General features: G+C 69.3%; 22 protein-coding genes. 9 read left to right on the top strand and 13 right to left on the bottom strand.

Annotated features, from left to right (window positions below):
* On the bottom strand, nucleotides 1–1,302 hold a 1,302-nt coding region (locus tag VFF46_RS01070), incomplete at its 3' end, for an alpha-L-rhamnosidase N-terminal domain-containing protein (RefSeq protein ID WP_325035059.1).
* An 87-nt stretch (nucleotides 1,303–1,389) separates the two neighbouring features.
* On the opposite strand from VFF46_RS01070, the gene VFF46_RS01065 reads away from it, so the two are divergent.
* Nucleotides 1,390–2,019, top strand: coding sequence for a TetR/AcrR family transcriptional regulator (locus VFF46_RS01065; RefSeq protein ID WP_325035058.1), 630 nt, complete (start codon nucleotides 1,390–1,392; stop codon nucleotides 2,017–2,019).
* A gap of 2 nt (nucleotides 2,020–2,021) precedes the next feature.
* Here the strand turns inward: VFF46_RS01065 and VFF46_RS01060 are convergent, their stop codons facing one another.
* Complete coding sequence (locus tag VFF46_RS01060; protein WP_325035057.1) at nucleotides 2,022–2,594, bottom strand: zinc-binding dehydrogenase; 573 nt, start codon at nucleotides 2,592–2,594, stop codon at nucleotides 2,022–2,024.
* Nucleotides 2,576–2,959, bottom strand: coding sequence for an alcohol dehydrogenase catalytic domain-containing protein (locus VFF46_RS01055; protein WP_325035056.1), 384 nt, complete (start codon nucleotides 2,957–2,959; stop codon nucleotides 2,576–2,578). Before VFF46_RS01055 ends, VFF46_RS01060 begins: the two co-directional genes overlap by 19 nt.
* Nucleotides 2,960–3,070: 111 nt before the next feature.
* On the opposite strand from VFF46_RS01055, the gene VFF46_RS01050 reads away from it, so the two are divergent.
* On the top strand, nucleotides 3,071–3,592 hold the full coding sequence (locus VFF46_RS01050) for a MarR family winged helix-turn-helix transcriptional regulator (RefSeq protein WP_325035055.1): 522 nt from the start codon (nucleotides 3,071–3,073) through the stop codon (nucleotides 3,590–3,592).
* Nucleotides 3,593–3,610: 18 nt separating this feature from the next.
* On the opposite strand, the gene VFF46_RS01045 is transcribed toward VFF46_RS01050, so the two are convergent.
* Complete coding sequence (locus tag VFF46_RS01045) at nucleotides 3,611–5,218, bottom strand: amidohydrolase (RefSeq protein ID WP_325035054.1); 1,608 nt, start codon at nucleotides 5,216–5,218, stop codon at nucleotides 3,611–3,613.
* 93 nt (nucleotides 5,219–5,311) lie between these two features.
* On the opposite strand from VFF46_RS01045, the gene VFF46_RS01040 reads away from it, so the two are divergent.
* Nucleotides 5,312–6,283 (top strand): Lrp/AsnC family transcriptional regulator, encoded by a 972-nt coding sequence (locus tag VFF46_RS01040; protein ID WP_325035053.1) that lies wholly within the window; start codon nucleotides 5,312–5,314, stop codon nucleotides 6,281–6,283.
* Here the strand turns inward: VFF46_RS01040 and VFF46_RS01035 are convergent, their stop codons facing one another.
* Nucleotides 6,284–6,922 carry an HD domain-containing protein gene (locus tag VFF46_RS01035; RefSeq protein ID WP_325035052.1) on the bottom strand — a complete coding sequence of 213 codons (639 nt, stop codon included), beginning with the start codon at nucleotides 6,920–6,922 and terminating at the stop codon, nucleotides 6,284–6,286.
* 98 nt (nucleotides 6,923–7,020) lie between these two features.
* Nucleotides 7,021–7,983: a GlxA family transcriptional regulator gene (locus VFF46_RS01030; RefSeq protein ID WP_325035051.1), complete on the bottom strand. Its 963-nt coding sequence runs from the start codon at nucleotides 7,981–7,983 to the stop codon at nucleotides 7,021–7,023.
* A 156-nt stretch (nucleotides 7,984–8,139) separates the two neighbouring features.
* Between VFF46_RS01030 and VFF46_RS01025 the strand changes: the two genes are divergently transcribed.
* Nucleotides 8,140–9,597, top strand: a complete 1,458-nt coding sequence (locus tag VFF46_RS01025; RefSeq protein WP_325035050.1) for a catalase — start codon at nucleotides 8,140–8,142, stop codon at nucleotides 9,595–9,597.
* 7 nt (nucleotides 9,598–9,604) lie between these two features.
* Here the strand turns inward: VFF46_RS01025 and VFF46_RS01020 are convergent, their stop codons facing one another.
* Genes VFF46_RS01020 through VFF46_RS01005 form a run of 4 tightly spaced genes read right to left on the bottom strand, consistent with a single transcriptional unit; the run spans nucleotide 9,605 to nucleotide 13,106 of the window.
* Nucleotides 9,605–10,441, bottom strand: a complete 837-nt coding sequence (locus VFF46_RS01020) for an aldo/keto reductase (RefSeq protein WP_325035049.1) — start codon at nucleotides 10,439–10,441, stop codon at nucleotides 9,605–9,607.
* Complete coding sequence (locus VFF46_RS01015) at nucleotides 10,438–11,463, bottom strand: MBL fold metallo-hydrolase (RefSeq protein WP_325035048.1); 1,026 nt, start codon at nucleotides 11,461–11,463, stop codon at nucleotides 10,438–10,440. Before VFF46_RS01015 ends, VFF46_RS01020 begins: the two co-directional genes overlap by 4 nt.
* 18 nt (nucleotides 11,464–11,481) lie before the next feature.
* Nucleotides 11,482–12,156: an SDR family oxidoreductase gene (locus tag VFF46_RS01010; protein ID WP_325035047.1), complete on the bottom strand. Its 675-nt coding sequence runs from the start codon at nucleotides 12,154–12,156 to the stop codon at nucleotides 11,482–11,484.
* Entirely contained in the window at nucleotides 12,153–13,106 is a 954-nt protein-coding gene (locus tag VFF46_RS01005) for an MBL fold metallo-hydrolase (protein WP_325035046.1), read from the bottom strand. The genes VFF46_RS01010 and VFF46_RS01005 overlap by 4 nt, the downstream gene beginning before the upstream one ends.
* A 98-nt stretch (nucleotides 13,107–13,204) precedes the next feature.
* Here VFF46_RS01005 and VFF46_RS01000 point away from each other — a divergent pair, with 98 nt between their 5' ends.
* Nucleotides 13,205–15,739: a LuxR C-terminal-related transcriptional regulator gene (locus tag VFF46_RS01000; protein WP_325035045.1), complete on the top strand. Its 2,535-nt coding sequence runs from the start codon at nucleotides 13,205–13,207 to the stop codon at nucleotides 15,737–15,739.
* Here the strand turns inward: VFF46_RS01000 and VFF46_RS00995 are convergent.
* Genes VFF46_RS00995 through VFF46_RS00985 form a run of 3 tightly spaced genes read right to left on the bottom strand, consistent with a single transcriptional unit; the run spans nucleotide 15,694 to nucleotide 18,713 of the window.
* On the bottom strand, nucleotides 15,694–16,551 hold the full coding sequence (locus tag VFF46_RS00995; RefSeq protein ID WP_325035044.1) for an amidohydrolase family protein: 858 nt from the start codon (nucleotides 16,549–16,551) through the stop codon (nucleotides 15,694–15,696). The genes VFF46_RS01000 and VFF46_RS00995 overlap by 46 nt on opposite strands.
* Nucleotides 16,541–17,518, bottom strand: coding sequence for an aldo/keto reductase (locus tag VFF46_RS00990; RefSeq protein ID WP_325035043.1), 978 nt, complete (start codon nucleotides 17,516–17,518; stop codon nucleotides 16,541–16,543). Before VFF46_RS00990 ends, VFF46_RS00995 begins: the two co-directional genes overlap by 11 nt.
* Nucleotides 17,511–18,713: a mandelate racemase/muconate lactonizing enzyme family protein gene (locus VFF46_RS00985; protein WP_325035042.1), complete on the bottom strand. Its 1,203-nt coding sequence runs from the start codon at nucleotides 18,711–18,713 to the stop codon at nucleotides 17,511–17,513. The genes VFF46_RS00990 and VFF46_RS00985 overlap by 8 nt, the downstream gene beginning before the upstream one ends.
* Before the next feature lie 180 nt (nucleotides 18,714–18,893).
* On the opposite strand from VFF46_RS00985, the gene VFF46_RS00980 reads away from it, so the two are divergent.
* The 4 genes from VFF46_RS00980 (at nucleotide 18,894) to VFF46_RS00965 (ending at nucleotide 23,184) form a co-directional block, all read left to right on the top strand.
* Nucleotides 18,894–19,823 carry a LysR family transcriptional regulator gene (locus tag VFF46_RS00980; protein WP_325035060.1) on the top strand — a complete coding sequence of 310 codons (930 nt, stop codon included), beginning with the start codon at nucleotides 18,894–18,896 and terminating at the stop codon, nucleotides 19,821–19,823.
* A 166-nt stretch (nucleotides 19,824–19,989) separates the two neighbouring features.
* Nucleotides 19,990–20,913: a sugar ABC transporter permease gene (locus tag VFF46_RS00975; RefSeq protein ID WP_325035041.1), complete on the top strand. Its 924-nt coding sequence runs from the start codon at nucleotides 19,990–19,992 to the stop codon at nucleotides 20,911–20,913.
* Between the two features lie 7 nt (nucleotides 20,914–20,920).
* A complete protein-coding gene (locus tag VFF46_RS00970) occupies nucleotides 20,921–21,796 on the top strand; it encodes a carbohydrate ABC transporter permease (protein WP_325035040.1) in 876 nt (291 codons plus the stop codon).
* 32 nt (nucleotides 21,797–21,828) lie between these two features.
* The gene (locus tag VFF46_RS00965) at nucleotides 21,829–23,184 is read left to right on the top strand and encodes a sugar ABC transporter substrate-binding protein (RefSeq protein WP_325035039.1); all 1,356 of its coding nucleotides are present in this window, start codon (nucleotides 21,829–21,831) and stop codon (nucleotides 23,182–23,184) included.
* Nucleotides 23,185–23,187: the final 3 nt, after the last annotated feature.

Here is a 23,187-nt window from a genome sequence, read left to right as displayed (position 1 = left end):
GTTCCAACGCGCGAGGCTCCAGTCCTGGTTCGCGACCAGGTCCACCGATTGGTGCACGACCGCGTCTCCGGTCCACGCCCGCTGCTCCCTGGTCGGGCAGTCGACGTACGCGTCGTGCGCGGTCAGGTCGACGGTCCGCAGACCGACCCGGTAGATCTCGTCCAGCCTCTCGTCGCTCGAGGTGAACGGTTGGACCGCACGCCGCGGGCGGTGCGACTCGCGGAGACGGACGGACCGTACGACGGTCGGATGGTCCAGCAGCAGTACGGCGTACCGTCCGCCGATCGGATCGCCCGAGATGTACCGGTCATCGTGGCCTCGGGTCACGTACCGGAACACCGGAGCGCTGTCGAGCGCCGCCACCGTCGGCACCTCGAGCAACGCCCCCACGACAACCGCACCGGCCGGCCCATCGACCTCCAACTCCAACCGCCCAGCCACCACCATCCCAAAGTCCGCCACCACCAACACCCGATCGCCGTCCCCACCCGAGACCCGATCCCCAGCACCCACCCGCCGACCAAGGACAGCGCTCAACTCGCGCCACACATCACCACGCCCGTTCCCACCCGCGACCGGCTCGTGGGGGATGTGGTGGTGGATGGTGGTTGCGGTTCGGAGATCGCCGGTTAGGTGTGGGATAGGGCGGGGCGCGAGTGCGCCCCACGGCTCGGTTGGTGGGTGGGTCGCGCCTTGAGGGCCGACGATCGAGTGCTCGGCGAGTACCCGTGCGTCCTCCCAGCCGCTGTCGTCGAAGTCGGGCTGTGTCCACCGCGGATCCAGCAGTCTCGCGTCGAGGAACTCAGGCAGTTGCGTCAGCAACATGCTCGGCGGCTCCGCGGCCTGCCACGCGATGCCCGGCGAGCAGCGCCAGGTCTCGTCGGTCCCGATCACCCGATCGCCGGTCCTGAGCTCGGCGACCAGTCCGCCGCCGCCCATCGTGAAGCTCGGCGGCGACGGCTCCCACCACGGCACCGGATGCCCGTAGAACCGCCCGAGCACCGCGACCACGTTCCGCCCCGGAACCAGCAGCGCGCGTACGTCGTACACGTCGTACTCGAGCCGCCGAGGACCATGCCGCACCGGCCCGGCACCGACCTCGGATCCGTTGACATACAGCAAGTACCGAGCATCCGCGCTGATCCGGAGCCAAGCGTCACCCGGTACGTCGGCCACCTCGAACACCCTGCGGAACAGCACCCGCTGGTCGAACCGAGCGCGGTCGAGCGACCCGTACGGCTGCGACCGCGTCGGCCCGCCGAGCGCCGTACCCGCCGACCAGATCCATTGCCCCGTCCACATCCGGCCTCACTCCTCCCGCGCCGACCCGGTGACGAGGATTCTACTTACCACTAGGTAGAATTCAAGAGATCGCGATAGGAAGGTTCCATGACGTCATCCAGCCCCGCACCGACCGGACGGCAGGGCCGCAAGGCCTCGGCCCGGGGCGAGTCCCGGCGCGAGGAGCTGATCGCGGCCGCCGCCACGCTGTTCGCCGAACGCGGCTACGCGACCACGAGCATCGCCGACGTCGCCGCGGCAGTGGGCGTCACGCAGCAGGCCCTGCTCTACTACTTCGGCAACAAGGTCGGCCTGCTGCACGCCGTCATCGACCAGCGTGACGGCGCGAGCCTCGAGTTCGCCGAGGAACTCACCGCGCTCGGCGGGCCCGCCGCCATCGAACAACTCCCCCGCTACGCCCGCCGCAATGTCGCGAACCCGAGCCTCGCCAGCCTCTTCGCGGTGCTGGTCATGGAGAACCTCCGGCCCGGCGACGTCGCCCACGAGCACTTCGTCACCCGCTACCGCAACCTGCGCGCCGTCATCGAGCAGATGATCACCGCCGGCCAGGAATCCGGTGAGTTCAGCCGTACGGTCGACGCCCGCCTGAAGGCCTTCGAGATCCTCGCCTTCATCGAAGGAGCCAACACCCAGTGGCTCCTCGACCCCGACTCCGTCGACCTGGTCGCCGCCACCACGGCCTACGCCACCGACCTCCTCCGCACGCTCACCCCATAGGTTCAGACGGCCGGCGGTACGGCCACGACCTTGCCGTGGATCTCGCCGGCCTCGGCCTGCTGGTGGATTGCGGGTAACTCGCTCAGTGGTATGCGTCGGGCGATCTCGACATGGAGTGCGCCGTCGTCGACGAGTTGTACGAGCTGCGAGAGCACGCCCGCGTCGGGGTGGAGGAAGATCGTTGCCGCGCGCACCTTTCGCTGCTCGTCGCCGGGCGTCGGTACGGTCGGCGTCGTGGAGACGACCACGCCACCGTCGCGGACCCGCGCGACCAGGGCAGTGAACCCGTCGGGCGTGATCGGTGCCAGGTTGAGCAGTACGTCGACCGGCTCGGTGACAGCGTCGAGTACGGGCGTGGCCGTGTGGTCGACGATCTCGTCCGCGCCGGCCGCCCTCACCGTCTCGCTGCTCCGTGGGCTCGCCGTCGCGATGACATACGCACCGGCGCGCTTGGCCAGCTGTACGGCGTACCCGCCGACCGGGCCGCCGGCACCGTTGATCAGCACCCGCTGACCGGCCTTCAGCTCACCGGCCTCGAACAGCGCTTGTGATGCGGTCAGCCCGACGGACGGCAACCCGGCGGCGTCGGCCAGCGGGATGCTGGTCGGCGCCTTGACCAGCGCGTCCGCCGGGCGACGACGTACTGCGCCGCCGAACCGTCGGCATCCATCGGGATGAATCCGACGACGTTCTCGCCCACGCCGAGGCCGTCCACGCCGTCGCCGAGCGCGTCGATCGTGCCGGAAACGTCGTACCCCGGAACGTGCGGCAGCGTCACCGGGATCGGCAGGAATCCGCCGCGGAGACCACCGTCGGCCGGGTTGTACGCCGACCCCGCGACCCGGATGCGCACCTCGCCCGCGCCGGGGATCGGCTGGTCCGCGTCCTCGTAGCGCAGAACCTCCGGGCCGCCCGTCTCGTGGAACCGTACAGCCTTCATGATGTGCCCCTTCGATGATGTGCTTCGGATTCGAAGCAACTGCCATCACCGTAGTACTGCTTCGAACTAGAAGCAAGTGCTTCGAACTAGAAGCACTGATAGAGTCGGCTCATGACCTCCGCGCCACGTTCCCTGGATGCCACGCAGCTGGGCGCGTACTTCGCGCTCATCGAGGCGAGCAGCCTGCTCAAGCACGCCGTCGAGCAGCAGCTGCGGGACGCCGGGGATCTCAGCTACGTGCAGTTCCAGCTCCTCGCCACCCTCGGCGACTCCCCCGCGGGCAGCCGGCGGATGACCGATCTGGCCGACGGAGTCGTGTACAGCCGGAGCGGACTGACGTATCAGGCGCAGACGCTGGAGAAGCGCGGCCTCGTGACCCGTACGCAGTCCTCGGACGACGAGCGCAGCGTCACCGTCACGATCACCGATGAGGGACGTGGTGTGCTCGCGAAGGTCTTCCCCGGGCACATCACGGTCCTCGACGAGCTGCTGTTCGCACCGCTGTCCCGCGCCGACATCGAAACCCTCGCCGACATCCTCGCCCGCGCCCGGGACCACATGCGCCGGACCCCACCAAGGTCCGCAGAGCCACGCCGCCGCCGCAAACCGGCCGGAACGGATCAGTTGCCATAGTTCGGTCCAGGTGGGCCCTCAGTCACGCTCGCCGTGCACCACGCGACCGCCGATGATGGTGTACGTCGGGTTCAGGTCGCGCAGCACGTCGCTCGAGCAGGTCGCGGGGTCGCGGTCCCAGATCGTCAGGTCGGCGAGCCTTCCCGGCGTGAGCATGCCGCGCAGCTGTTCCTCACCGACCAGTCGGGCGGCCTGTGTGGTGTGCAGGGCGACCGCCTCGTCATAGCTGATCGCCTGCTCCGGCCCACGGACGCCGACCACGGTCTCGCGGGTCGTCATACCCCACACCGATCGCATCGCGCCGAACTGCCCGACCGGGAAGTCCGATCCGGCCGCGATCAGCGCGCCCTGGTCGAGCCACCCACGCGCCGGGAACATCGCGGCGACGCGCTCGGTGCCCCAGAACTCCTGCTCGACCTCGGCGGTGTCGTGCTGCAACGGCTGCTGGATCGTGACCGGGATGCCCAGGGCGACCGCGCGAGCTCGCTGTTCGGGTCCGGCCAAACCCGCGTGTTCCATCACGAGCGAGTTCGCGGGCAGGCCCGGATTGCGTTCGAGGACACGCTCGTACACGTCGAGCAGAACGCGCACCGCACGGTCGCCGTACGCATGAGTGCCGACGCGCCAACCCCGCCGTACCACCGCCTCGACCGCCTCCGTGAGCGCGTCGGGCTCCCACAGCAAGGTCCCTGAGAACGTGTGATCGCAGGCGTACGGTTCCTCGGTCGCGCCGGCCTCGAGCCCGCCGTCGAGGCCGAGCTTGACGCCCCACACCCGCAGCCACGGATCGGCCTCGTACCGCCGGTCCTCGAGGGCGTCGAGCAGTTCGTCGAAGTCCGTGACGCCGAACCCGGAGATCAGCGCGCGGACCCGGACGTTCAGCACTCCCGCGTTCCGCGCCGCCTGCAGCGCCGCGTAGTCGTCGAGCGACACCAGGCAGTCCCGAACCGTGCCGATTCCGGTCGCGGCGTACTGGTCGCCGGCAAGCCGCAGACCGTCGACCTGCGTCGCTCGGTCGGGTGCCGGGAAGTGCCGCTCCACGAGGCCGATCGCGCTGTCGATCAGGCGCCCGGTCAGCCGGCCGTCAGCGTCCCGGCCGATCACCCCGCCGGGCGGCGCCGGGGTGTCCTCGGTGATCCCGGCAAGGCGGAGTGCATACGTATTCAGCACGTCGTTGTGACCACCTCGCTTGACCAGTACCGGATGCCGGCCGGTCGCCTGATCCAGCTCGGCCGCCGTCGGCATCCGGCGTTCGGCGAGGTTGAGTTCCTGCCAGTTGGCCGTCGTCCGGATCCACTGCCCCTCGGGAGTGGAGGCGGCGCGGCGGCGGATCAGCTCCAGGAACTCCCCGAGGTCACGGGCCTGCTGCACCGGTACGTCGTGGGCGCTGTGGCCGGCGAAGATCAGGTGCGTGTGCGTGTCGTCGAAGCTCGGCAGTACGGCGGAATCCGGCACGTCGAGGACCTTGGTCCGCGCGGTGACCCAGGCGTCGAGGCCGCCGGGATCGGCCGACAACGCGACGACCCGATCGCCGCGGACGGCGACCGCTCGTCGCGGAGCCGCCCCGGGGACCAGCGTGTGCACCGCTCCGGCTCGGATCAACAGGTCTGCACCGTGTTCGGTCATGATCACCGTTCTACGGCCTCCGGGCAGATCGACCATCAATCCGCCGCCTCCACTGCACATAACCGGACAGATCGCGGCAGTAGGATGCAGATCATGCGTCAGGAGCTCGACGACACGGATCGGCGGATCATCGCCGTTCTGCTGGCGTCGCCGCGGGCCTCCTGGCGCGAGATCGGCACCCGCCTCGGCCTGTCGGAGCGCACCGTCGTCCGCCGGGCCACCCCGCTGTACGCCGACGGAACCCTCCGCGCCACCGCGGTACCCAACCCCTTGTACTTCCCGCAGTTGATCCCGATGGCCCTGCGGATCCGGTGCCGGCCGAGCAAGATCCGGCAGGTCGCCGGCGCCCTGGTCCGCCGTACCGACACGGTGTGGGTCGACATCCTCGGCGTCGGCGACGAGCTCTCCGCGGTCTTCTTCCTCGACGGCGCGGAGGCGCGCAACAACCTCTTGCTGCGTGACCTGCCGGCCACCGACGCCGTCGACTCGTGGACCGCGCACACCTTGCTCCGCGTCTTTCCCACGGCCTTCCGCTGGACCGCCGGCCTGCTGTCCGCCGACGAGATCGCCGGACTCGGGCCCATCGTGCCGCGCCTGCCTACCGCGCCGACGCCGATCAGCCGGATCGACACCGCACTGATCGAAGCGCTCGCCAAGGACGGCCGAGCGACGTACACCGATCTCGGCCAACGCGCCGGCATCACCGCGCTGACCGCGCGCCGCCGCCTCGACGCACTCACCCGCTGCCTCGTCCTCCGCCTCGCCACCGAAGTCGACCTCGCCCTCCTCGGCGCGCACAGCGAAGCATTGCTGTGGATCTCGGTACAGCCGAGCAGCCTCGACCAGACCGCGAGCGCCCTCAGCACCCACCCGCAGGTCCGCTTCGCCGCCGCCACCACCGGCCCGGCGAACCTCCTGATCGCGGTCGCCGCCACCGACCTCGATGCCCTCTACACCTTTCTCACCACCACCCTCGGCCCGCTCAACGGCATCACCTCCATCGACACCACACCTCTCCTCGCCACCGCCAAACGCACAGGTCTCCCCCGCCCCTTCAAGGCGTGATCACTCCGGCCAGCTGTTGTTCTGGATGATGTCGACGAAGTCGGTGCGCCGGAAGGTGGGGTCGAAGTGGGCGAGTACGTCGTCGTTCATGGTGCCGAAGGTGGTGCCGGGGCGGGCCGACATGCCGGTGTAGAAGGCACGCAGGATCTGGTTCTTGAAGTCCGGGCGCGGGTGAGCGGCGACGACCTCGGCGCGCTGGGTGTCGGTGATCTCGTGGAGGTCGAGGCCGAGTACGTCGGTCTCGACGCCGAGCGTGACGACGGCGACCTCGGGTGCGAGCCGGGCGGGGATCTCGGGCGTGGTGTGCAGCGCGATACCGAGCCAGACGCTCTCGGCCGCGCGGTCCGGTACGCCGTGGTCGAGCAGAAAGGCCCGGGCGAGGTCGGCGCCGTCGATCTCGAACCGCTGGTTGGTGGTGCGGTACTTCGCGGTCAGGCCGAGGTCGTGGAACAGGCCGCCGACGTACGCGAGTTCCGGCTCGACCTCGAGTCCGCGCGCGGCCGCCTTCAGGCTGCCCCAGAGGAACACCCGGCGGGAGTGGTGGAACAGGTTGTCGTCGGCAACATCCCGGACCAGGGCTGTCGCCTCGCGGACGAGGGCGGTGCCGGGGATCGTGACTCCGGCGATGATCTCGGTCATGGCGTCTCCAGTCGTCGAGGGGTCTTGAGTCCCATCGTGCTGGCGCGAGGCTCGGGATCGGCAGGCGCAATCTGACGCCTACCCCACAGATGCGGACATCACGAACGCGCGGCGCTGGCGAACCGGTTCCGGTACTGGCTGGGTGACACGCCGAGCCGGGCGACGAACACGCGCCGCAGAGTCTCCGAGCTGCCGAAACCGGCTCCCGCGGCCGTTTGCTCGACCGTGTGCCCGGCGTCGAGAAGTGCTTTGGCGTGGTCGATCCGCACCTGCTCGACATACGTGGCCGGCGTCATGCCGAACTCCGCCTGGAACAGTCGTACGAGGTGCCGTGTACTGACGCCGACCCGATCGGCGAGGTTCTGCGCGCTGTGGTCGAGGCCGGGGTCGGCCGAGATCAGGTCCACGATCTCCCGCAGCGTCGGCGTCCGCGCCCGCCGGAGTTCGAGTGGCGCGGAGAACTGCGACTGACCGCCGGGACGCTGCATGAACACGACAAGACTGCGGGCCACCGCGCGGGCGACGTCCGGCCCGTGGTCGGCCTCCACCAAGGCCAGCGCCAGGTCGATGCCCGCCGACACTCCGGCCGAGGTGAAGACCCCGCGGTCCTCGACGAAGAGCGCGTCCGGCAGTACGTCGATGTCCGGGAAGGCGCGGGCGAGCAGCCGGGTATGCCGCCAGTGGGTGGTCGCCCGACGGCCGGCCAGCGCTCCGGAGGCGGCGAGCGCGAACGAGCCCGTGCAGATCGACACGACCCGGCGCGCCCGCGGCCGCAGTACCTGAATCGCCGCGATCAACTCGGGATCGATGGGCGATCCAACGAGCACGTCACCGCCACACACCACGACGGTATCGGTTCGCGAGACGCCGTCGGCCGGTCCGTCGACCGGCAGGGACGCGCCGGTGGACGTCGAGACCGCTTCGCCCGACGGCGAGACGTACTGCAGGGTGTACCGTCCGCCGAACCGATTCGCCTCCGCGAACACCTCCGCAGGCCCGGCCACGTCCAACGACTTCACGCCGTCGAAGACGACGAACACCACTTTCCGCGCTCTCGGCATGGCACCCAGCGTCCCACCCCGCGCCGGGCCACGCGCAGGCGGTGTCCGGATCTGTGGGATCCGTGTCGCCTTCCGGACTGCCACGACGCCACCCGATCCACAACGCTGGAATCACCACGTCTGCCGGTCCCGGCAACCAACAACGGAGAAGAGCTGATGGACAACACCGAACCGTTGACCACCGCCGCGGGCGCACCAGTCACCGACAACCAGAACAGTATGAGCGCGGGCGAACGCGGGCCGCTGCTGCTGCAGGACCTGTGGCTGATCGAGAAGCTCGCGCACTTCTCCCGCGAGGTGATCCCCGAGCGGCGGATGCACGCCAAGGGCTCCGGTGCGTTCGGGGTCTTCCGGGTCACCGGCGACATCTCGGCGTACACGAAGGCTGCGATCTTCGGTGCTGTCGGCAACGAATGTGAGCTGGTTGCCCGCTTCTCCACGGTCGCGGGCGAGCGCGGTGCCGCGGACGCGGAGCGCGATATCCGTGGGTTCGCCCTGCGGTTCTACACCGAGGAGGGCAACTGGGACGTCGTCGGCAACAACACCCCGGTGTTCTTCCACCGCGACCCGCTGAAGTTCCCCGACCTCAACCGGGCCGTGAAACGCGACCCGCGGACCAATCTCCGCAACCCCGAGAACAACTGGGGCTTCTGGACCAACCTGCCCGAATCCCTGCACCAGGTCACGATCATCATGAGCGACCGCGGCATCCCGAGGTCCTACCGGCACATGCACGGGTTCGGCTCGCACACGTTCAGCCTGATCAACGCCGACGGCGTACGGCACTGGGTCAAGTTCCACTTCCGCACCCAGCAGGGCATCGAGAACCTTACCGACGACGAGGCGGCGGCCGTGATCGCCCGCGACCGCGAGTCGCACGGGCGCGACCTCTACGAGGCGATCGAGCGCGGCGACTTTCCGCGCTGGAAGCTGTACGTGCAGATCATGCCGGAGGCGGACGCGGCGACGTACCGCTTCCATCCCTTCGACCTGACCAAGGTGTGGAGCAAGTCGGACTACCCGCTGATCGAGGTCGGCGAGTTCGAGCTGAACCGCAACCCGGAGAACTACTTCGCCGACATCGAGCAGGCGACGTTCACCCCGGCGAACCTGGTCCCCGGCATCTCCTACAGCCCGGACAAGATGCTCCAGGGCCGGCTCTTCTCGTACGGCGACGCCGCCCGCTACCGGGTCGGCGTCAACCACCACCAGGTCCCTGTCAACTACCCGCGCGGCGCCAAGCTCGTCAACACCTATCACCGCGACGGAGCGATGCGCGTCGACGGCAACCAAGGCGGCGTACCCGGAATCGAGCCCAACAACTTCGGGCGCTGGCAGGAGCAACCGCAGTACGCCGACCCCGCCGAGCCGGTCGGCGCCACCGCGGACCACTTCGACTTCCGCGCGGACGATGACGACTACTTCACCCAGGTCGGCAACCTCTTCCGCCTGATGACGCCGGTCCAGCAACAAGCCCTCTTCGACAACACTGCCCGCGCGATCTACGGAGCCCGCCCCGACACCGTCCGCAAACACATCCACAACTGCACCCAGGCCGATCCGCAGTACGGCGCCGGCGTCCGCACGTCCTGCGAGGCGAACGGCGCCCTGTGATCCCGCTTCAGCCCCGCGACAGGGCTGTCTGTGTCGCCTGATCCGGCTCGGCAGCTTCGAGATTCTCGGTCAGGTGGGCCACGGTGCGGGTGCCGGGGATCAGCAGGATGTTCGGAGCGAGGCCGAGGAGCCAGCCGAGGGCGAGCTGGGCCGACGTCACGCCGAGGCGCTCGGCGTGACGGGCGAGCAGCGGGTGCGACAGCAGGCGTCCACGCTGCTCGCCCGGCAGGCCGAGCGGGCAGAACGGAACGAAGGCGATACCCCGAGCGGTGCACTCGTCGAGCACATCGGTCGACCCTCGCTCGATCAGGTTGAACAGGTTCTGCACGCAGACGATGTCCGTCTGCTCGACCGCTCGCAGCAGATGGTCCCGGGACACGTTGCTGAGGCCGACGCCCTCGATCAGCCCCTCGTCCCGGGCCTTGCCGAGCTCGGCGAGTCCCAGCTCGAAGGTTGCGTCCGGGGGCGCGGCCGGATTCATCAACCGGTAGTTCACCGCCGCGAGCCGGTCGGCCCCGAGCGCGGCCAGGTTCTCCTCGATCCCACGCCGCAACTCCCCCGGTCGCAGGCGACGGACCGAACCCACCTTGCTCACGATCGCCAGGCTCTCCGGGTACGGCGAGAGCGCCTCGCGCAGCACCTGGTTGACCGACCCGCCGCCGTAGAACTGCGCGGTGTCGATGTGATCCACACCGGCGTCCACGGCCGCCCGCAGCACCCGCAGTGCCTCGTCGCGGTCGCGGGGTGGGCCGAAGACGCCGTCGCCGGCGAGTTGCATCGCGCCGTACCCGACGCGATGCACCTGCCTGGGCCCGAGCCCGAACGTCCCGCCGAGGAAGGTCACGGATGCACCTGGGAGCCGACGCCGAGGTCGAGGCGGACCGATTCGAGGATCAGGAAGGTCGTCGTGGCCGTGTAGACGTCCGCGGCGGCCAGGACGCCGAGGTACTTCTTGATCACCGGGCCGGACGCGTACTTCACCTGGGCGGCCTGGTACTCCTTCACCGCCGCCCACACGTTGTTCCCGTACTTCGTGAAGTACGGCGTCGGGTCGACGTTCGCCAGCGCCAGCTTGACGTTGGCGACGATGTCGTCGATGTACTGCCGGTACACGACCATGTCCTGCCGCGTCCCGAGTCGCCCGATGTGGCCGCCGATGTAGTGCTTCCACGGGTATGACAGCGCCTTGGCCGGCGCGGCGATCGAGCCGGGCACGTCCTCGTTGATGTTGAAGAAGTCGAACGGCACCCAGCCGGGCAGGTTCACGTCGACCAGCATCAGTGTGTCGTGGTCCGGGAAGTGGATGTAGATGTTGTCCGGCGTGTGATTCGTCCCGTGGTACGCCAGCTCGACCCGCTCGCCGCCGACCCGCAGTGTCATCCGGTCCTCGAACGTCACGTCCGGCACCGGCCGGGCCGGATCGTTGTCCCGGGCAAGCAAGCGCTTGTTCTCGGTGTGACCGATCCGGACGACCTGGTTGCCGAACAGCGACGACGCGCCGAGGTGGTCGGCGTGGTGGTGCGAGTAGACCAGGTGGGTCACCGTGTTCGGCACCCCGTTGGCGGCCGCGACCTCGTCGATCGAGCGCTGCAGGTTGGCCCCGATCGACGGCGGCGCGTCGAACAGCACGACACCGTCCTTCGTGGTCAGGAACGCGGCCTGGTACGTGCTGTCGGTCACCCAGTAGAGGTTCTTCCGCATGCGCCCGACGAAGTACCCCTGCGCGTTGACCGCGGGCCCCAGCGCCGACGGCGGGATCGGTGCATAGTCCGGCAGCGTGTCCGCGTTCGCGGGCAGCTCTCCGAGCATCGGAACCGCGGCGAGGGCGGCTCCCCCGGCCAGGAAGGTACGACGGTTCGCTGTCATCTCGGTCCTTTCGGGTTCTCAGGCGCCGTACGTCGGCACGATCGCGCCGCTCACCGGGGCGGCGCCGTCACTGACGAGGAAGGCGATGACCTCGGCCACGGCCTCCGGCTCGACCGCATGCGCGAGCAGTTCCGGCGGCAGATACGGCCGGTTCTTCGCGGTGTTGAGCACGGCCGGCGCGACCGCGTTGACCCGGATCCCCCGCGGCCGCAGCTCGACGTCGAGGACCCGGACCAGGTGCACCAGCGCCGCCTTGCTCACGGCGTACGTCGTCATGCCCGCGGTCGGCTCGATACCGGGCCGCGCCGCGACGTGGAGGATCGCGCCACGATCCTTCATGTACGGCACGACCGCCTGCGTGAGCCAGAGCGCCGCGCCCGTGTTGACGTCGAGCATCAGCTTGAGGTCGTCCGGCGTCGCGTCCAGTGCGTCGCCCAGGTGGTAGGTACCGAGCGTGTTCACCAGAACCTCGGGAGGGCCGACCTCGGCCGCGATCCGGTCGACGAGGGTCTTCGCGGCAGCCGGATCGCTGGCGTCGCCGACCACCGACTCGATACCGTCCGGCAACTCCTTCAGCCCGTCGGCACTCCGGTCCACACCGACGACGGTGAAACCGGCCGCGGCCAGTTTGCCGGCGGTCGCGCGGCCGAGTTCGCCACCGGCGCCGACGACGATCGCCACCCGCGCGCTCATGGGTGCACCTGCGATCCGCCGCCGAGATCGAGCCGGATCGACTGCAGGATCGAGAATGTCGTGGTCGTGGTCAGCGCCGGTATGTCGGCCGCTGCCAGCACGCCGGTGTACTTCTCGATGACCGGCGCCGCGGCCTGATCCGTGACCGCGTCGAGGTATCCGGCGACGCCGGCCCAGGCGTTCGCGCCGTACCGGGCGAAGTACGGCGTCGGATCGACCGATCCGAGCGCGGCGTGGGCACTGTCGACGATGTCCGCGATGTAGCGCTGATGCAGTACGACGTCGTCGCGCGTGCCGAGCCGGCCGAGATGACCGCTCAGGTAGTGCGTCCACGAGTACTCCATGGCGCGGTCCGGTGCTTCCAGGTAACCGGGTACGTCCTCGCTCAGGTTGAGGTTGTAGATCGGGACCCAGCCGATGTTCACGATGTCGATCTGCATCAGCGTGTCGTGGTCCGGGAAGTGGATGTAGATGTTGTCCGGCGAGTGGTTCGGCCCGTGGTACGCCAGCTCGACCCGCGAGCCGCCGACCTCCACCGTGTAGCGGTCCTCGAACGTCACGTCCGGCACCGGCCTGGCCCGGTCGTTGTCACGCCGGAGCAGCCTCCGCGTCTCCACGTGACCGATCCGCGTGACATCGCCGAACAGGTACGACGCCCCGGCGTGGTCCGCGTGGTGATGCGAGTACACGAGGTGCGTGACGTTGTTCGGCAGGTCCTCGGCCGCGGTGACCTCGTCGATCGCGCGCCGGAGGTTGTGGCCGATCGTCGGCGGGGCGTCGAACAGCACCACGCCCTGCGGCGTCGCGAGGAACGCCGCCTGGTAGGTGCCGTCGGTGACCCAGAACAGGTTGTCCCGCACGCGATCGACGAAGTATCCGTCGGCATTCAGCTCGGGGCCGAGAGCCGACTCCGGCACCGGACCGTAGTCCGGCAACTGCAACGTACCCATCGGTTGCACTCCCTCCGGTTGGTGGTCCCAGACTCGCCACCGGACAGGTGAGTGAGCGTCACCAGGATCAGGTGATTTCCACGGGTTACGCTGACCGGGTGCCTGGCCAAAGGCTCATCGACCGCCACGACCTGATCGCCACGCTCGACCGCGCCGCGACGAAGCAGGTCACGATCGTCACGGCACCGGCCGGCAGCGGGAAGACGTCCCTGCTGCGCAGCTGGTCCGCACACACGGCACGTCGTACGGCGTACTTCGCGATCCGGCGCGACCAGTACGACGCCCAACTGTTCTGGCTCGACCTGTTGGCCACGGTCGGTGGTCCCGCCTCGGTCAATGGCCCCGCGCCCGTCGACGCCGTACGCTCCGAGCTGGCCGCGCTGGCTCCGGTCGTCCTGATCATCGACGATCTGCACGAACTCACCTCGGCCGAAGCGATCTCGCAACTCAGCGTCCTGCTGACGAGCCTGCCCGCGGACGTGCACGCCGTCATCGCCACCCGCGGTGAGCCCAAGTTGCGCCTGCAACGTCTCCGCCTCGCCGGCGAGCTCGCCGAGCTCCGCGCCGCGCGGCTGCCATTCAGCCGGGCCGAGACGCACGAGCTGCTCGACCTCGCCGGCGTCAAGCTGTCCGGCCACGCGATCGACGTGCTCCAGGAGCGGACCGAAGGCTGGGCCGCCGGTCTGCGGCTCGCGATCCTGTCGCTGTCCGGGCACCCGGATCCGGAGCAGTTCGTGGAGGACTTCTCCGGCACCGACCGGACCGTCGCGGAGTACCTGCTGGCCGAGATGCTCGACCGGCAGCCGGCCGAGGTCCAGCGGCTGTTGCTCCGGACGTCGGTCCTGGACCGGGTCAACGGCGAACTCGCCGACCTTCTGACCGGATCGACCGGCACCGAGCGGATCCTGCTGGCGCTCGAGGACGCCAACGCGTTCGTCGTGTCGCTCGACCACGAGCGGACCTGGTTCCGGTACCACCATCTGTTCCGGGACCTGCTACGCCTGGAGCTTCGGCGTACGGACGATGTCCATCAACTGCACCGCGACGCGGCCCGCTGGTTCACCTCGCACGGCGATGTCGCCGAGGCGGTCCGCCACCTCCAGGCCGCCGGGGACTGGGCCGAGGCGGCCGAGCTGCTGACCGATCACGCGCTCAGCCTCACCCTCGACGGCCAGGCCGCCACGGTCGCCGCGCTCCTGCACTCCTTCCCCACCGGTGCCGACCTGCGCGGCCTGGCGCCGGCCCACGCGGTCGCCGAGCTCAACCAGGCGCGCCCCGAACGAGCCGCCGCCCACCTCGACGTCGCCAGGGCGGATCTCGCCGCCCTGCCCGCCGACCGCGGCTATCGGCTCCGGACCACGATCGCGGCGCTGGACCTGCTCGTCGCACGGCTGCGCGGCAACTTCGACGGCGTCGCCGGAGACCTCGACGCGTTGCCTGCGGCAACCACCATGTCGGCAACGGATCTTGCCCTGAGCAACGACGCGCGCGCGACCGCGTTGCTCAACCTCGGCGTCGCCGCGGCCTGGTCGCTCCGGCTGGCCGACGGAGAGAAGTACCTCCGGCAAGGCGCGGAGCTGGCCCACGAGCTCCGGCGGCCGTACCTCGAGGTCGCGTGCCTCGCCCACCTCGGCTTCACCGCCACGAGCGGCTCGCTGACCCGGGTACGGCGGTACTGCGACGAGGCGATCGCGATGGCGACCCGGCATGGCTGGGCGAGCGAGCCGGTGATCGCGCCGGCGTACATCACGCTGTCCGCGACCGCGAGCTGGACCGGAGAGTTCGAGCTGGCCCAGCTGTGGCTCGACCGCGCCCGGGACGCAGTGCCGACCGACGGCGAACCAGGTGTCCAACTACTCGTCCAGCTCGCCGCCGCGACGCTCGCCGCAGGCCGGTGCCGGTACGACGAGACGCTGGCGGCGCTCGTTGCCGCCAGCAACGTCCGGATGACCGGCAGGCACGCACTCCTGCCACGGGTCCTCGGCTGGATCGTCGAGACTCAGGCCCGCCTCGGACAAGTCGACGAGGCTCGGGCTCAGCTCGCCAGCCTCGACGATCAGCTCGCGGCTACCGCAGAGATCCGAACGGCGGCCGCCGTACTCCACCTCGCCGAAGCACAGCCCGTCGCCGCGCGAGCCGAGCTCCGCGCGGTCCTCGACGGCAGCGCGCCCAGCAACCCACGCCTGACGACGATCGAGGCACATCTCCTCGACGCCCTCGCCGCCCGGGCACTCGGCGACAAGGCAGCCGCGCGCGCATCGACCGAGCGGGCACTGCACCTGGCCGAGTCCGACCGCATCGTCCTGCCGTTCCTGATGACCGGTGCCGCGCCACTCCTCGAAGACCTCCCGACGCACGGTACGACGCACGCCGCCCTGGTCGCCGACATCCTCGACGCGCACGCGGCCGATCCCATCGCACCGGTGGAGACTCTCAGCCGCACCGAGCTACGCGTACTGCGGTACCTCCCGACGAACCTCACCCGCCAAGAGATCGCCGCCAAGCTGTCCGTCTCGCCGAACACGGTGAACACCCACATCCGCCACATCTACACGAAACTAGGCGCCACCGACCGCTCCACCGCGGTTCAGCGAGCTCGCGAACTCCGCCTGCTGTCCGTCGGCAGGGAGTAGACACGGCAGGCGTTGCCGCCGTACAGGTCCTCGCGCTCACCAGCGCTCAAGCTCAACGCGTCATCGAGACCCGCCATGACCTCGCCGTACGAGCCGGCCAGCAGGCACACCGGCCAGTCTGAGCCGAACAGCAGCCGCTCGGTGCCGAACCAGCCGACGACGCGCTCGACGAACGGGCGCAGGTCGTCAGCGGTCCAGCTGGACCAGTCGGCCTCGGTGACCATGCCCGAGAGCTTCACGGCGACGTTCGGCGCCGCGGCAAGGCCGGGCATCAGCTTGCTCCAGGCCGGATCGGCCCCGTCGACGATCCGCGGTTTCGCGATGTGGTCCAGGACGAACTGCAGCTCCGGGAACGCCTGTGCGGTCACGACCGCCGCCGGCAGTTCGCGCGCGCGGACCAGCACGTCGTACACGAGTCCTCGGTGCTGGACCGCTGCCAGACCACGTCGTACGTCGTCGCGCAGTAGCCAGTCGGGGTCCGGCTCGTCGTGGACCTGGTGCCGGATGCCGACCAGCCGCCCCGGGCAGGCGAGCAACTCGTCCAGGTCGTCGCCGACCGTCGGTGAGGTCAGGTCCACCCAGCCGACGACGCCGGCCACGAACTCCGCGTCCAGCCGCAGGAACTCCCGCGTCTCGGCCGGACTGGACAGCGTCTGCACGAGGACGGTGCGATCGATGCCCGAGGCAAGCAGTACGTCGCGCAGGTCGTCCGGCCCGAACGCCCGCCGTACCGGATCCATGAGCGGGCCGGCCATCCACGGGTAGCTGTACCGCGCGGGGTCCCAGAAGTGCTGGTGAGCATCAACCCGCATGGATCAGCCCCGCGTTCCGGAGGTCCGCCCAGAGCGCGGGCGGGATCTCCACGTCCAGCAACGCCAGGTCGTCGTCCAGCTCGGCCACCGTCCGCGCGCCGATCAGCACCGTGCTGACGCGCGGATGCGCGAGCGGGAACTGCAACGCCGCCGCGGCCAGCGGTACGTCGTACTTGCGGCACACGTCCTGGATCGCCAGCGCCTTGGCAACCACCTCGTCCCGCGCCGGGATGTAGTCGAACGACGCGCCCGGCGCCGGATCGACGAGTACGCCGCTGTTGAACACGCCGCCGATCACGACCGACACCTCACGCTCCTCGCAGGCCGGCAGCAGATCGGCCATCGCCGACTGGTCGAGCAGGGTGTAGCGCCCGGCCAGCAGGACAACGTCCAGGTCGCACGAACGGACCAGTTCGGCGAGCGGCGCCGAGTGGTTCATCCCGGCACCGATCGCACGGACGAGTCCGGCCTCACGCAGATCACGAAGAGCGGCGTACCCGGTCGTGGCGGCCTCACTGAGGTGGTCGTCCGGGTCGTGCATCAGCAGTACGTCGAAGCGCTCCAGCCCGGTTCGCTGCAGGCTCTCCTCGACCGAGCGCCGGACGCCGTCGTAGCTGAAGTCCCACACCGGGCCGACCGGCGGTACGTCGACGTAGAAGGGCACACCGTCGTGGTACTGCGTCTCGTCGCGCGGCGCGTCCGGCCGCAGCAACCGGCCGACCTTCGTCGAGATCACCAACTCGTCCCGAGCAGCCGCCGCCACCGCGCGACCGACACGCTGCTCGGCCAGCCCGTGCCCGTACAGCGGAGCCGTGTCCAGGTAGCGGAGGCCGCGCTCGAGCGCGTGCTCGACCACCGCGATCGCGTCGGCATCGCTGATCGCCCGCTGAAAGTTGCCGAGGGCAGCGGTTCCGAGTCCGATCCGCGGCGCGAACAGGTCCGTACGGCCGACCCGCACCTCATTCATCCGAGGTCCTTCCGCCAACCCCGCGCAGTTGCCACCGCTCGCGGGCTTCCTTGCGTACGGCGGTCGACGCGCCCGGGGTCTGCGGCCGCTCGGCGAACCCCTCGTTCACCACGCTCCGCGACTCGAACACGTCCTGCGTCCACGGGATGAACTCGAGCAGCGGCGGACTCTCGCTCAGCACCACCCCGGCGAGATGCTGATGCACCTGCATCATGTCGCCGGCATGCGGAACCAGCCGCAGCCCCCGTGCCGCCGCGTGCTGAGCGACCTGCATCCATTCGGTCACCCCGGCCAGCCGCGTCACGTCCGGCTGGACCACGCGTACGGCGTCCGCCTCGATCAGGCCGGTGAACGCGTGGTACGAGTACAGGCTCTCCCCCGCGGCCACGTCGACCGTCCCGGCAGCCTGCAGGCGGCGATGTGCGCCCAGATCGTCGGCATGTACGGGCTCCTCGATCCAGTCCATCCCGGCTTCGGCCAGTACCGGGAGCATCCGGTGCGCGGTGGCGAGGTCCCAGCGCTGGTTGGCGTCGGCCATCACCGTGATCTCCGGGCCGACCGCCTTCCGGACGGCACGGATCCGGGACGCGTCCTCGCGCCAGTCCGGCGTACCGACCTTGATCTTGACCCGTCGCCAGCCGCGGTCGACCAGCGAGCCGAGGTCCCGTACGACTTCCGCGACGCTGAGGTTCAGCCAGCCGCCGTCGGTGTTGTACGTCTCGATCGGGTCGGCGGACCCGCCGAGCAGCCGCCACAGCGGCACCCCGGCGCGCTGCGCGGCGAGGTCCCAGAGCGCGATGTCGACCATCGACAGGCCCATGTGCACCACGCCGGCGCGGCCGATCCAGTGTGTCGGCAACCAGTACAGACGTTTCCAGGTGCCGAGGATGTCCTCCGACGACGCACCGACCAGCGCGGGCGCGTAGTACCGGTCGACGACGTGGCACAGCAGCTCCGCGCCGGTGTGGACGCCGGAGATCCCGGTGCCGACCCGGCCGTCGGCGGTCCGGATCTCGACCACCGGAACGATCCAGGACGTCAGCGCCGCGGTCGAGTCCGCCAGCGGCTGCGCGAGCGGCACCGCCAGCGCGTACGTCTCGACCGCGACGATCGTATTGCCCTCGTCGCCCGGCGCGAGATCGTTCCGCTCCGGCGACAACAGCCCCCGTGCCTCGTGCGGCATCTCCAGTTCCACGCGCTGACCCCTCCGTTGCGGACCGATTCGACCTTCACATTCAGGCACGCCGGACGGCCCGGAACAATGCCGATGTACGAATACACACGTTTCGTACGACGAATACCGATCACCGCGGGCCTGCGGCGAACGGCTGCTACCGTCCGGAGAAACGGTCGAGCTGCGGAGGAGGCAGCCGTGATGGATGTCGAGCTGTCCTGGCTCCGGACCTGGATCGAGGTCGTCGACTCCGGCGGATTCGCCCGCGCGGCGGCCCGGATGCACCTCTCGCAGCCGCGCGTGTCCGCTCGCGTGGCCAGCCTGGAGCGGGCGCTCGGCTGTGTGCTCATCGAACGCCGGATGCGGCCGCTCACGCTGACCGACGACGGGCAGCGCCTGCTCCCCCGGGCCCGGATGATCGTCACCGCGATGGACGACACGGTCTCCGACATGCGCGCCACGGCCGGCTCGTTCACCGGCAAGCTGGCGGTCGCGAGCTTCGCCAGCGCCAGTTCGGAGTTCCTGCCGGATCTGCTCATGCGGTTACGGACGGCCCACCCGCTGCTGGAGATCGCGGTCCTCGACGGCGACGTCCAGGTGATCGACGACTGGCTGTCGGACCGGCGCGCGGCCGTCGCGCTGCGCCCGCTCCGCCCCGAGCCGTCCGACCATGCGCTGATCCATCGCGGCATCTGGCGCGAGCCGTTCGTCGTCCTCGCGCCGCCCGGCCATGCCGTCCTGGACCACGACACGATCGGCCTCGAGGACGTCGCCGCCCATCCGGTGATCACCATCGGCGATCCGCTCGGCGATCCCAGCCTCGGCTACGAGGCCTGGTCGGCCATGCAGGCCAGCCGGATCGTCCCGTCGGCCGGTGTCGTCTCGCACCAGCCGACGACCCTCGCGGCGATGGTGCGAGCGGGTCACGGCATCGGTCTGGTGAACAGTCTCGCGGCCGCGATGGTGCGCACCGACGGGCTCGTGGTCCGCGAGGTGAGCAGCCAGCAGCTGTACCGCGACGTCGGCCTGTGGTGGCACGCGGAACGCCCGCTGAGCCGTGCCACGCAGGCCTTCGTCGACCTGGTGCTGCAGGCGGACCGGCCGGCCGGGACGTTGCCGATCCCGGACTGACGGCAGTATTCGCCGGACGAATACCGACCATCCGGGATGCGTCGTTGCACGGTCGCGGGCGGCTATGACTGAATGTCCACAAGGTTAATTCCGCGAGTCGCGCCGCATTCGCCGGTGGTCATTCCGAAAAGCGACTCGCCGCATTTGTTCCGTGAAGGAGCCCACCGTGGTCTCAGTCGCCGCCGCCGCTCGGCCGCGGGTGAAAACAGCCGCCGGACCGGCCCATCGGTCGGACTGGAAACTCGCACTCGTCCTCATTCTTCCGGCCACTGCCGGTTTCATCGCCTTCGCCGCGGTCCCGGTATTGCGCGGTATTTACCTGAGCTTCACGAGATTCCGGATCCTGACCCCGGCGACGTGGACCGGGCTGGACAATTACCGGGAGTTGCTCGGCGACACGGTGTTCTGGAAGTCGCTCGCCGTCACCGCCGAGTACGTCGTACTGTCGGTCGGCGTCGGCCTGGCGGTGTCGCTCGCGACCGCGGTGATCATGCACCGGCTGACCCGGTCGGCGGTGATCCGCGGCCTGGTACTGCTGCCGTTCCTGGTCTCCGGGGTGGTCGCCGCGCTGATCTGGCAGTGGATGCTCGACCCGGGCCTCGGCATCGTCAACGTCGTGGTCAAGGCGGTCACCGGGCACGAGATCCTGTTCCTCGGGTCGCAGGGCTGGGTGATCCCGTCGCTGGCGTTCATCGGCGTCTGGAAGTCGATGGGCTACAACGCGATCCTGGTGTTCGCCGGACTGCAGACCATCTCGCCGCAGATCTACGAGGCCGGCCGGATCGACGGCGCCAGCGAGCCGCGGATGTTCCGGCACCTGACGCTGCCGCTGCTGCGACCGATCATGGCGATGGTCGCCGTCCTGACCGTGATCAGCTCGTTCCAGGTCTTCGACCTCGTCGCCGTGACCACCAAGGGCGGTCCGGCCGACGCGTCGAAGGTGCTGCCGCTCTACATCTACGCCAAGGGCTTCAGCGAGTTCGACTTCGGTTACGCGTTGACCATGTCGATGGCGCTGTTCGTGTTGCTGCTGGCAATCACCTTCGTGCAGTTGCGGCTGCTGCGCGCCAACGAGTCCGACACGAACTGAGGTACCCGTGAAGCTCTCACTCGGCAGGACGGCGGCCTGGGTCTACCTGGTCCTGTTCCTGATCGTCACACTCTTCCCGTTCTACTGGATCGTCCGGACCGCGCTGTCCAACAACTACGCGCTCCTCGACCATCCGTCGTCGCTGCTCCCGGTCGATGTGACGCTCGGCCCGTTCGAGCGCGTCCTCGGGCTCGCGACCCGCGCGCAGGCAGTGGCCGAAGGCGGATCGGGTGCGACCATCCAGCTCGGCCTGTACCTGCGGAACTCGGTCATCTACGCCACCACCCTCACCGTCCTGGTGGTGTTCTGCTCGCTGCTCGCCGCGTATGCGTTCGCCCGGCTGCAGTGGCGCGGCCGGGACGTGGTCTTCGGCGTCTTCCTGAGCGCGCTGATGATCCCGGGCATCATGACCCTGCTGCCGAACTTCGTGCTGATCCACGACCTCGGCCTGACCAACACCTTCGCCGGCCTGATCCTGCCCGGCGCGCTGTTCTCGGCGTTCGGCATCTTCTTCCTCCGCCAGTTCCTGCTCGGGCTGCCGGCCGAGATCGAGGACGCCGGGCTGATCGACGGCCTCGGCCGCCTGCAACTACTGTTCCGGATCACGGTTCCGATGAGTCAGGGACCGATCACCACCCTCGCACTGCTGACCTTCATCAACGCCTGGAACGACTACTTCTGGCCGCTGATGATCGCCGGCAACTCCGACGTCCGGCCGCTGACCGTTGCCCTGGGCGTCTTCCAGCAGGCCTCACCGCAGACCCAACCGGACTTCGCCGGCCTGATGGCGGCCGCCCTGGTCGCCGCGTTCCCGATGCTCCTGCTGTTCGTGCTCTTCGGCCGGCGGATCGTCGACTCGATCGGCTTCACCGGGCTCCGGTAGCCGGCCACATCTCCGTTCCGAAAGGGGAAACGGTGAAAACCACACGCCTCACCCGGGCGGTCGCGCTGACCGCCGCCGCACTCGCCGCTGTCGCCGGCTGTTCGAGCGGGGGAAGTTCCGCCGCCGGCGGTACGACGACCGTCAACTGGTGGACCTGGTCACCGGACCAGGCGATCGCCTACCAGCAGTGCGTCCCGGCGTTCGAGAAAGCGCACCCGGACATCAAGGTGAAGATCAGCAACTACAACGTCAGCGACTACTTCACCAAGCTGACGTCCGGCTTCGTCTCCGGCGACGCCCCCGACGCCTTCATGAACAGCGTCACCTTCCTCCAGTCGTACGCCGGCCAGGGCCAACTGCTCGCGATCGACGACTACCTGAAGAAGGACAACCTCGACCTCGGGAAGTACGCGATCGGCGCCGAAGGCTGGAAGTACAAGGACGGCAAGCAGTACGCGCTGCCGATGGACTGGGCCACCGGAGCCCTGTACTACAACAAGGATCTGCTGGCGAAGGCCGGCTACACCGACAAGGACGTCGCCGCGCTCAACTGGACCCACACCGACGGCGGCACGTTCTGGAAGATGATCAAGCACCTGACGGTCGACACGAGCGGCAAGCGCGGCGACCAGCCGGGCTTCAACCCGGCCGCCGTCAAGACCTACGGTCTCGGGAACCTCGAGTCCACCGGCGACCCGTTCGGCCAGAACGCGTGGGGCTGGCTGCTGCCGAACGACGGCATCAACATCCCGGACAAGCCGCAGTGGGCGACGGTCTTCAACTACAACGATCCGAAGGTCGTGCAGTCCGTCCAGCTGGTTCGCAAGCTCACCGACGACGGGTACACGCCGAAGCTCAACCAGTTCACCACCGCCAACAGCCAGCAGGTCGGATCCGGCAAGGTCGCGATGGTGGTCGGCGGCACCTGGGAGGCAGCGACGTACGCCGGACTGAAAGGCACGAAGGTCGGCACCGCACCACTCCCGGCCGGAGCCGACGGCAAGCGAGCGCTGATGACCAATGCCAACGGCAACAACCTCTGGGCCGGCTCGAAGCACCCGGACCAGACCTGGAAGTGGGTGTCCTACCAGGAGAGCGAGGAGTGCCAGACCACCGCCGCGAAGTACAACGCGTCGTTCTTCCCGTCGATCGCCGCCTCGATGAAGGCGCTCGCCGACCAGCAGACCGCGAAGGGCACCGACTTCACCGTGTTCAACAAGTACCTGACCAGCGGTGAGCTCGTACCATGCCCGGTGTACAACAACGGCGCCGCGCTCACGAACGCCATGACGCCGCAGTTCGAGTCGTACTTCACCAACAAGGCCGACGACGGCATCTTCGCGAAGATGCAGGACCAGAGCCGCACACTGCTCGCGGAAGGCAAGTAGACA

The sequence above is a fragment of the Kribbella sp. genome, assembly GCF_035655035.1.
In the GTDB taxonomy this organism is placed as follows: domain Bacteria; phylum Actinomycetota; class Actinomycetes; order Propionibacteriales; family Kribbellaceae; genus Kribbella.
Note: the sequence above shows the minus strand (reverse complement) of the source record. Positions and strands in the feature narration are given on the sequence as shown.

Coding starts and splice junctions, on each gene's coding strand:
- VFF46_RS01065 (WP_325035058.1), top strand. CDS start 1,390: ATGACGTCATCCAGCCCCGCACCGACCGGACGGCAGGGCCGCAAGGCC.
- VFF46_RS01055 (WP_325035056.1), bottom strand. CDS start 2,959: ATGAAGGCTGTACGGTTCCACGAGACGGGCGGCCCGGAGGTTCTGCGC.
- VFF46_RS01050 (WP_325035055.1), top strand. CDS start 3,071: ATGACCTCCGCGCCACGTTCCCTGGATGCCACGCAGCTGGGCGCGTAC.
- VFF46_RS01045 (WP_325035054.1), bottom strand. CDS start 5,218: ATGACCGAACACGGTGCAGACCTGTTGATCCGAGCCGGAGCGGTGCAC.
- VFF46_RS01040 (WP_325035053.1), top strand. CDS start 5,312: ATGCGTCAGGAGCTCGACGACACGGATCGGCGGATCATCGCCGTTCTG.
- VFF46_RS01035 (WP_325035052.1), bottom strand. CDS start 6,922: ATGACCGAGATCATCGCCGGAGTCACGATCCCCGGCACCGCCCTCGTC.
- VFF46_RS01030 (WP_325035051.1), bottom strand. CDS start 7,983: ATGCCGAGAGCGCGGAAAGTGGTGTTCGTCGTCTTCGACGGCGTGAAG.
- VFF46_RS01025 (WP_325035050.1), top strand. CDS start 8,140: ATGGACAACACCGAACCGTTGACCACCGCCGCGGGCGCACCAGTCACC.
- VFF46_RS01015 (WP_325035048.1), bottom strand. CDS start 11,463: ATGACAGCGAACCGTCGTACCTTCCTGGCCGGGGGAGCCGCCCTCGCC.
- VFF46_RS01010 (WP_325035047.1), bottom strand. CDS start 12,156: ATGAGCGCGCGGGTGGCGATCGTCGTCGGCGCCGGTGGCGAACTCGGC.
- VFF46_RS01005 (WP_325035046.1), bottom strand. CDS start 13,106: ATGGGTACGTTGCAGTTGCCGGACTACGGTCCGGTGCCGGAGTCGGCT.
- VFF46_RS00995 (WP_325035044.1), bottom strand. CDS start 16,551: ATGCGGGTTGATGCTCACCAGCACTTCTGGGACCCCGCGCGGTACAGC.
- VFF46_RS00990 (WP_325035043.1), bottom strand. CDS start 17,518: ATGAATGAGGTGCGGGTCGGCCGTACGGACCTGTTCGCGCCGCGGATC.
- VFF46_RS00980 (WP_325035060.1), top strand. CDS start 18,894: ATGGATGTCGAGCTGTCCTGGCTCCGGACCTGGATCGAGGTCGTCGAC.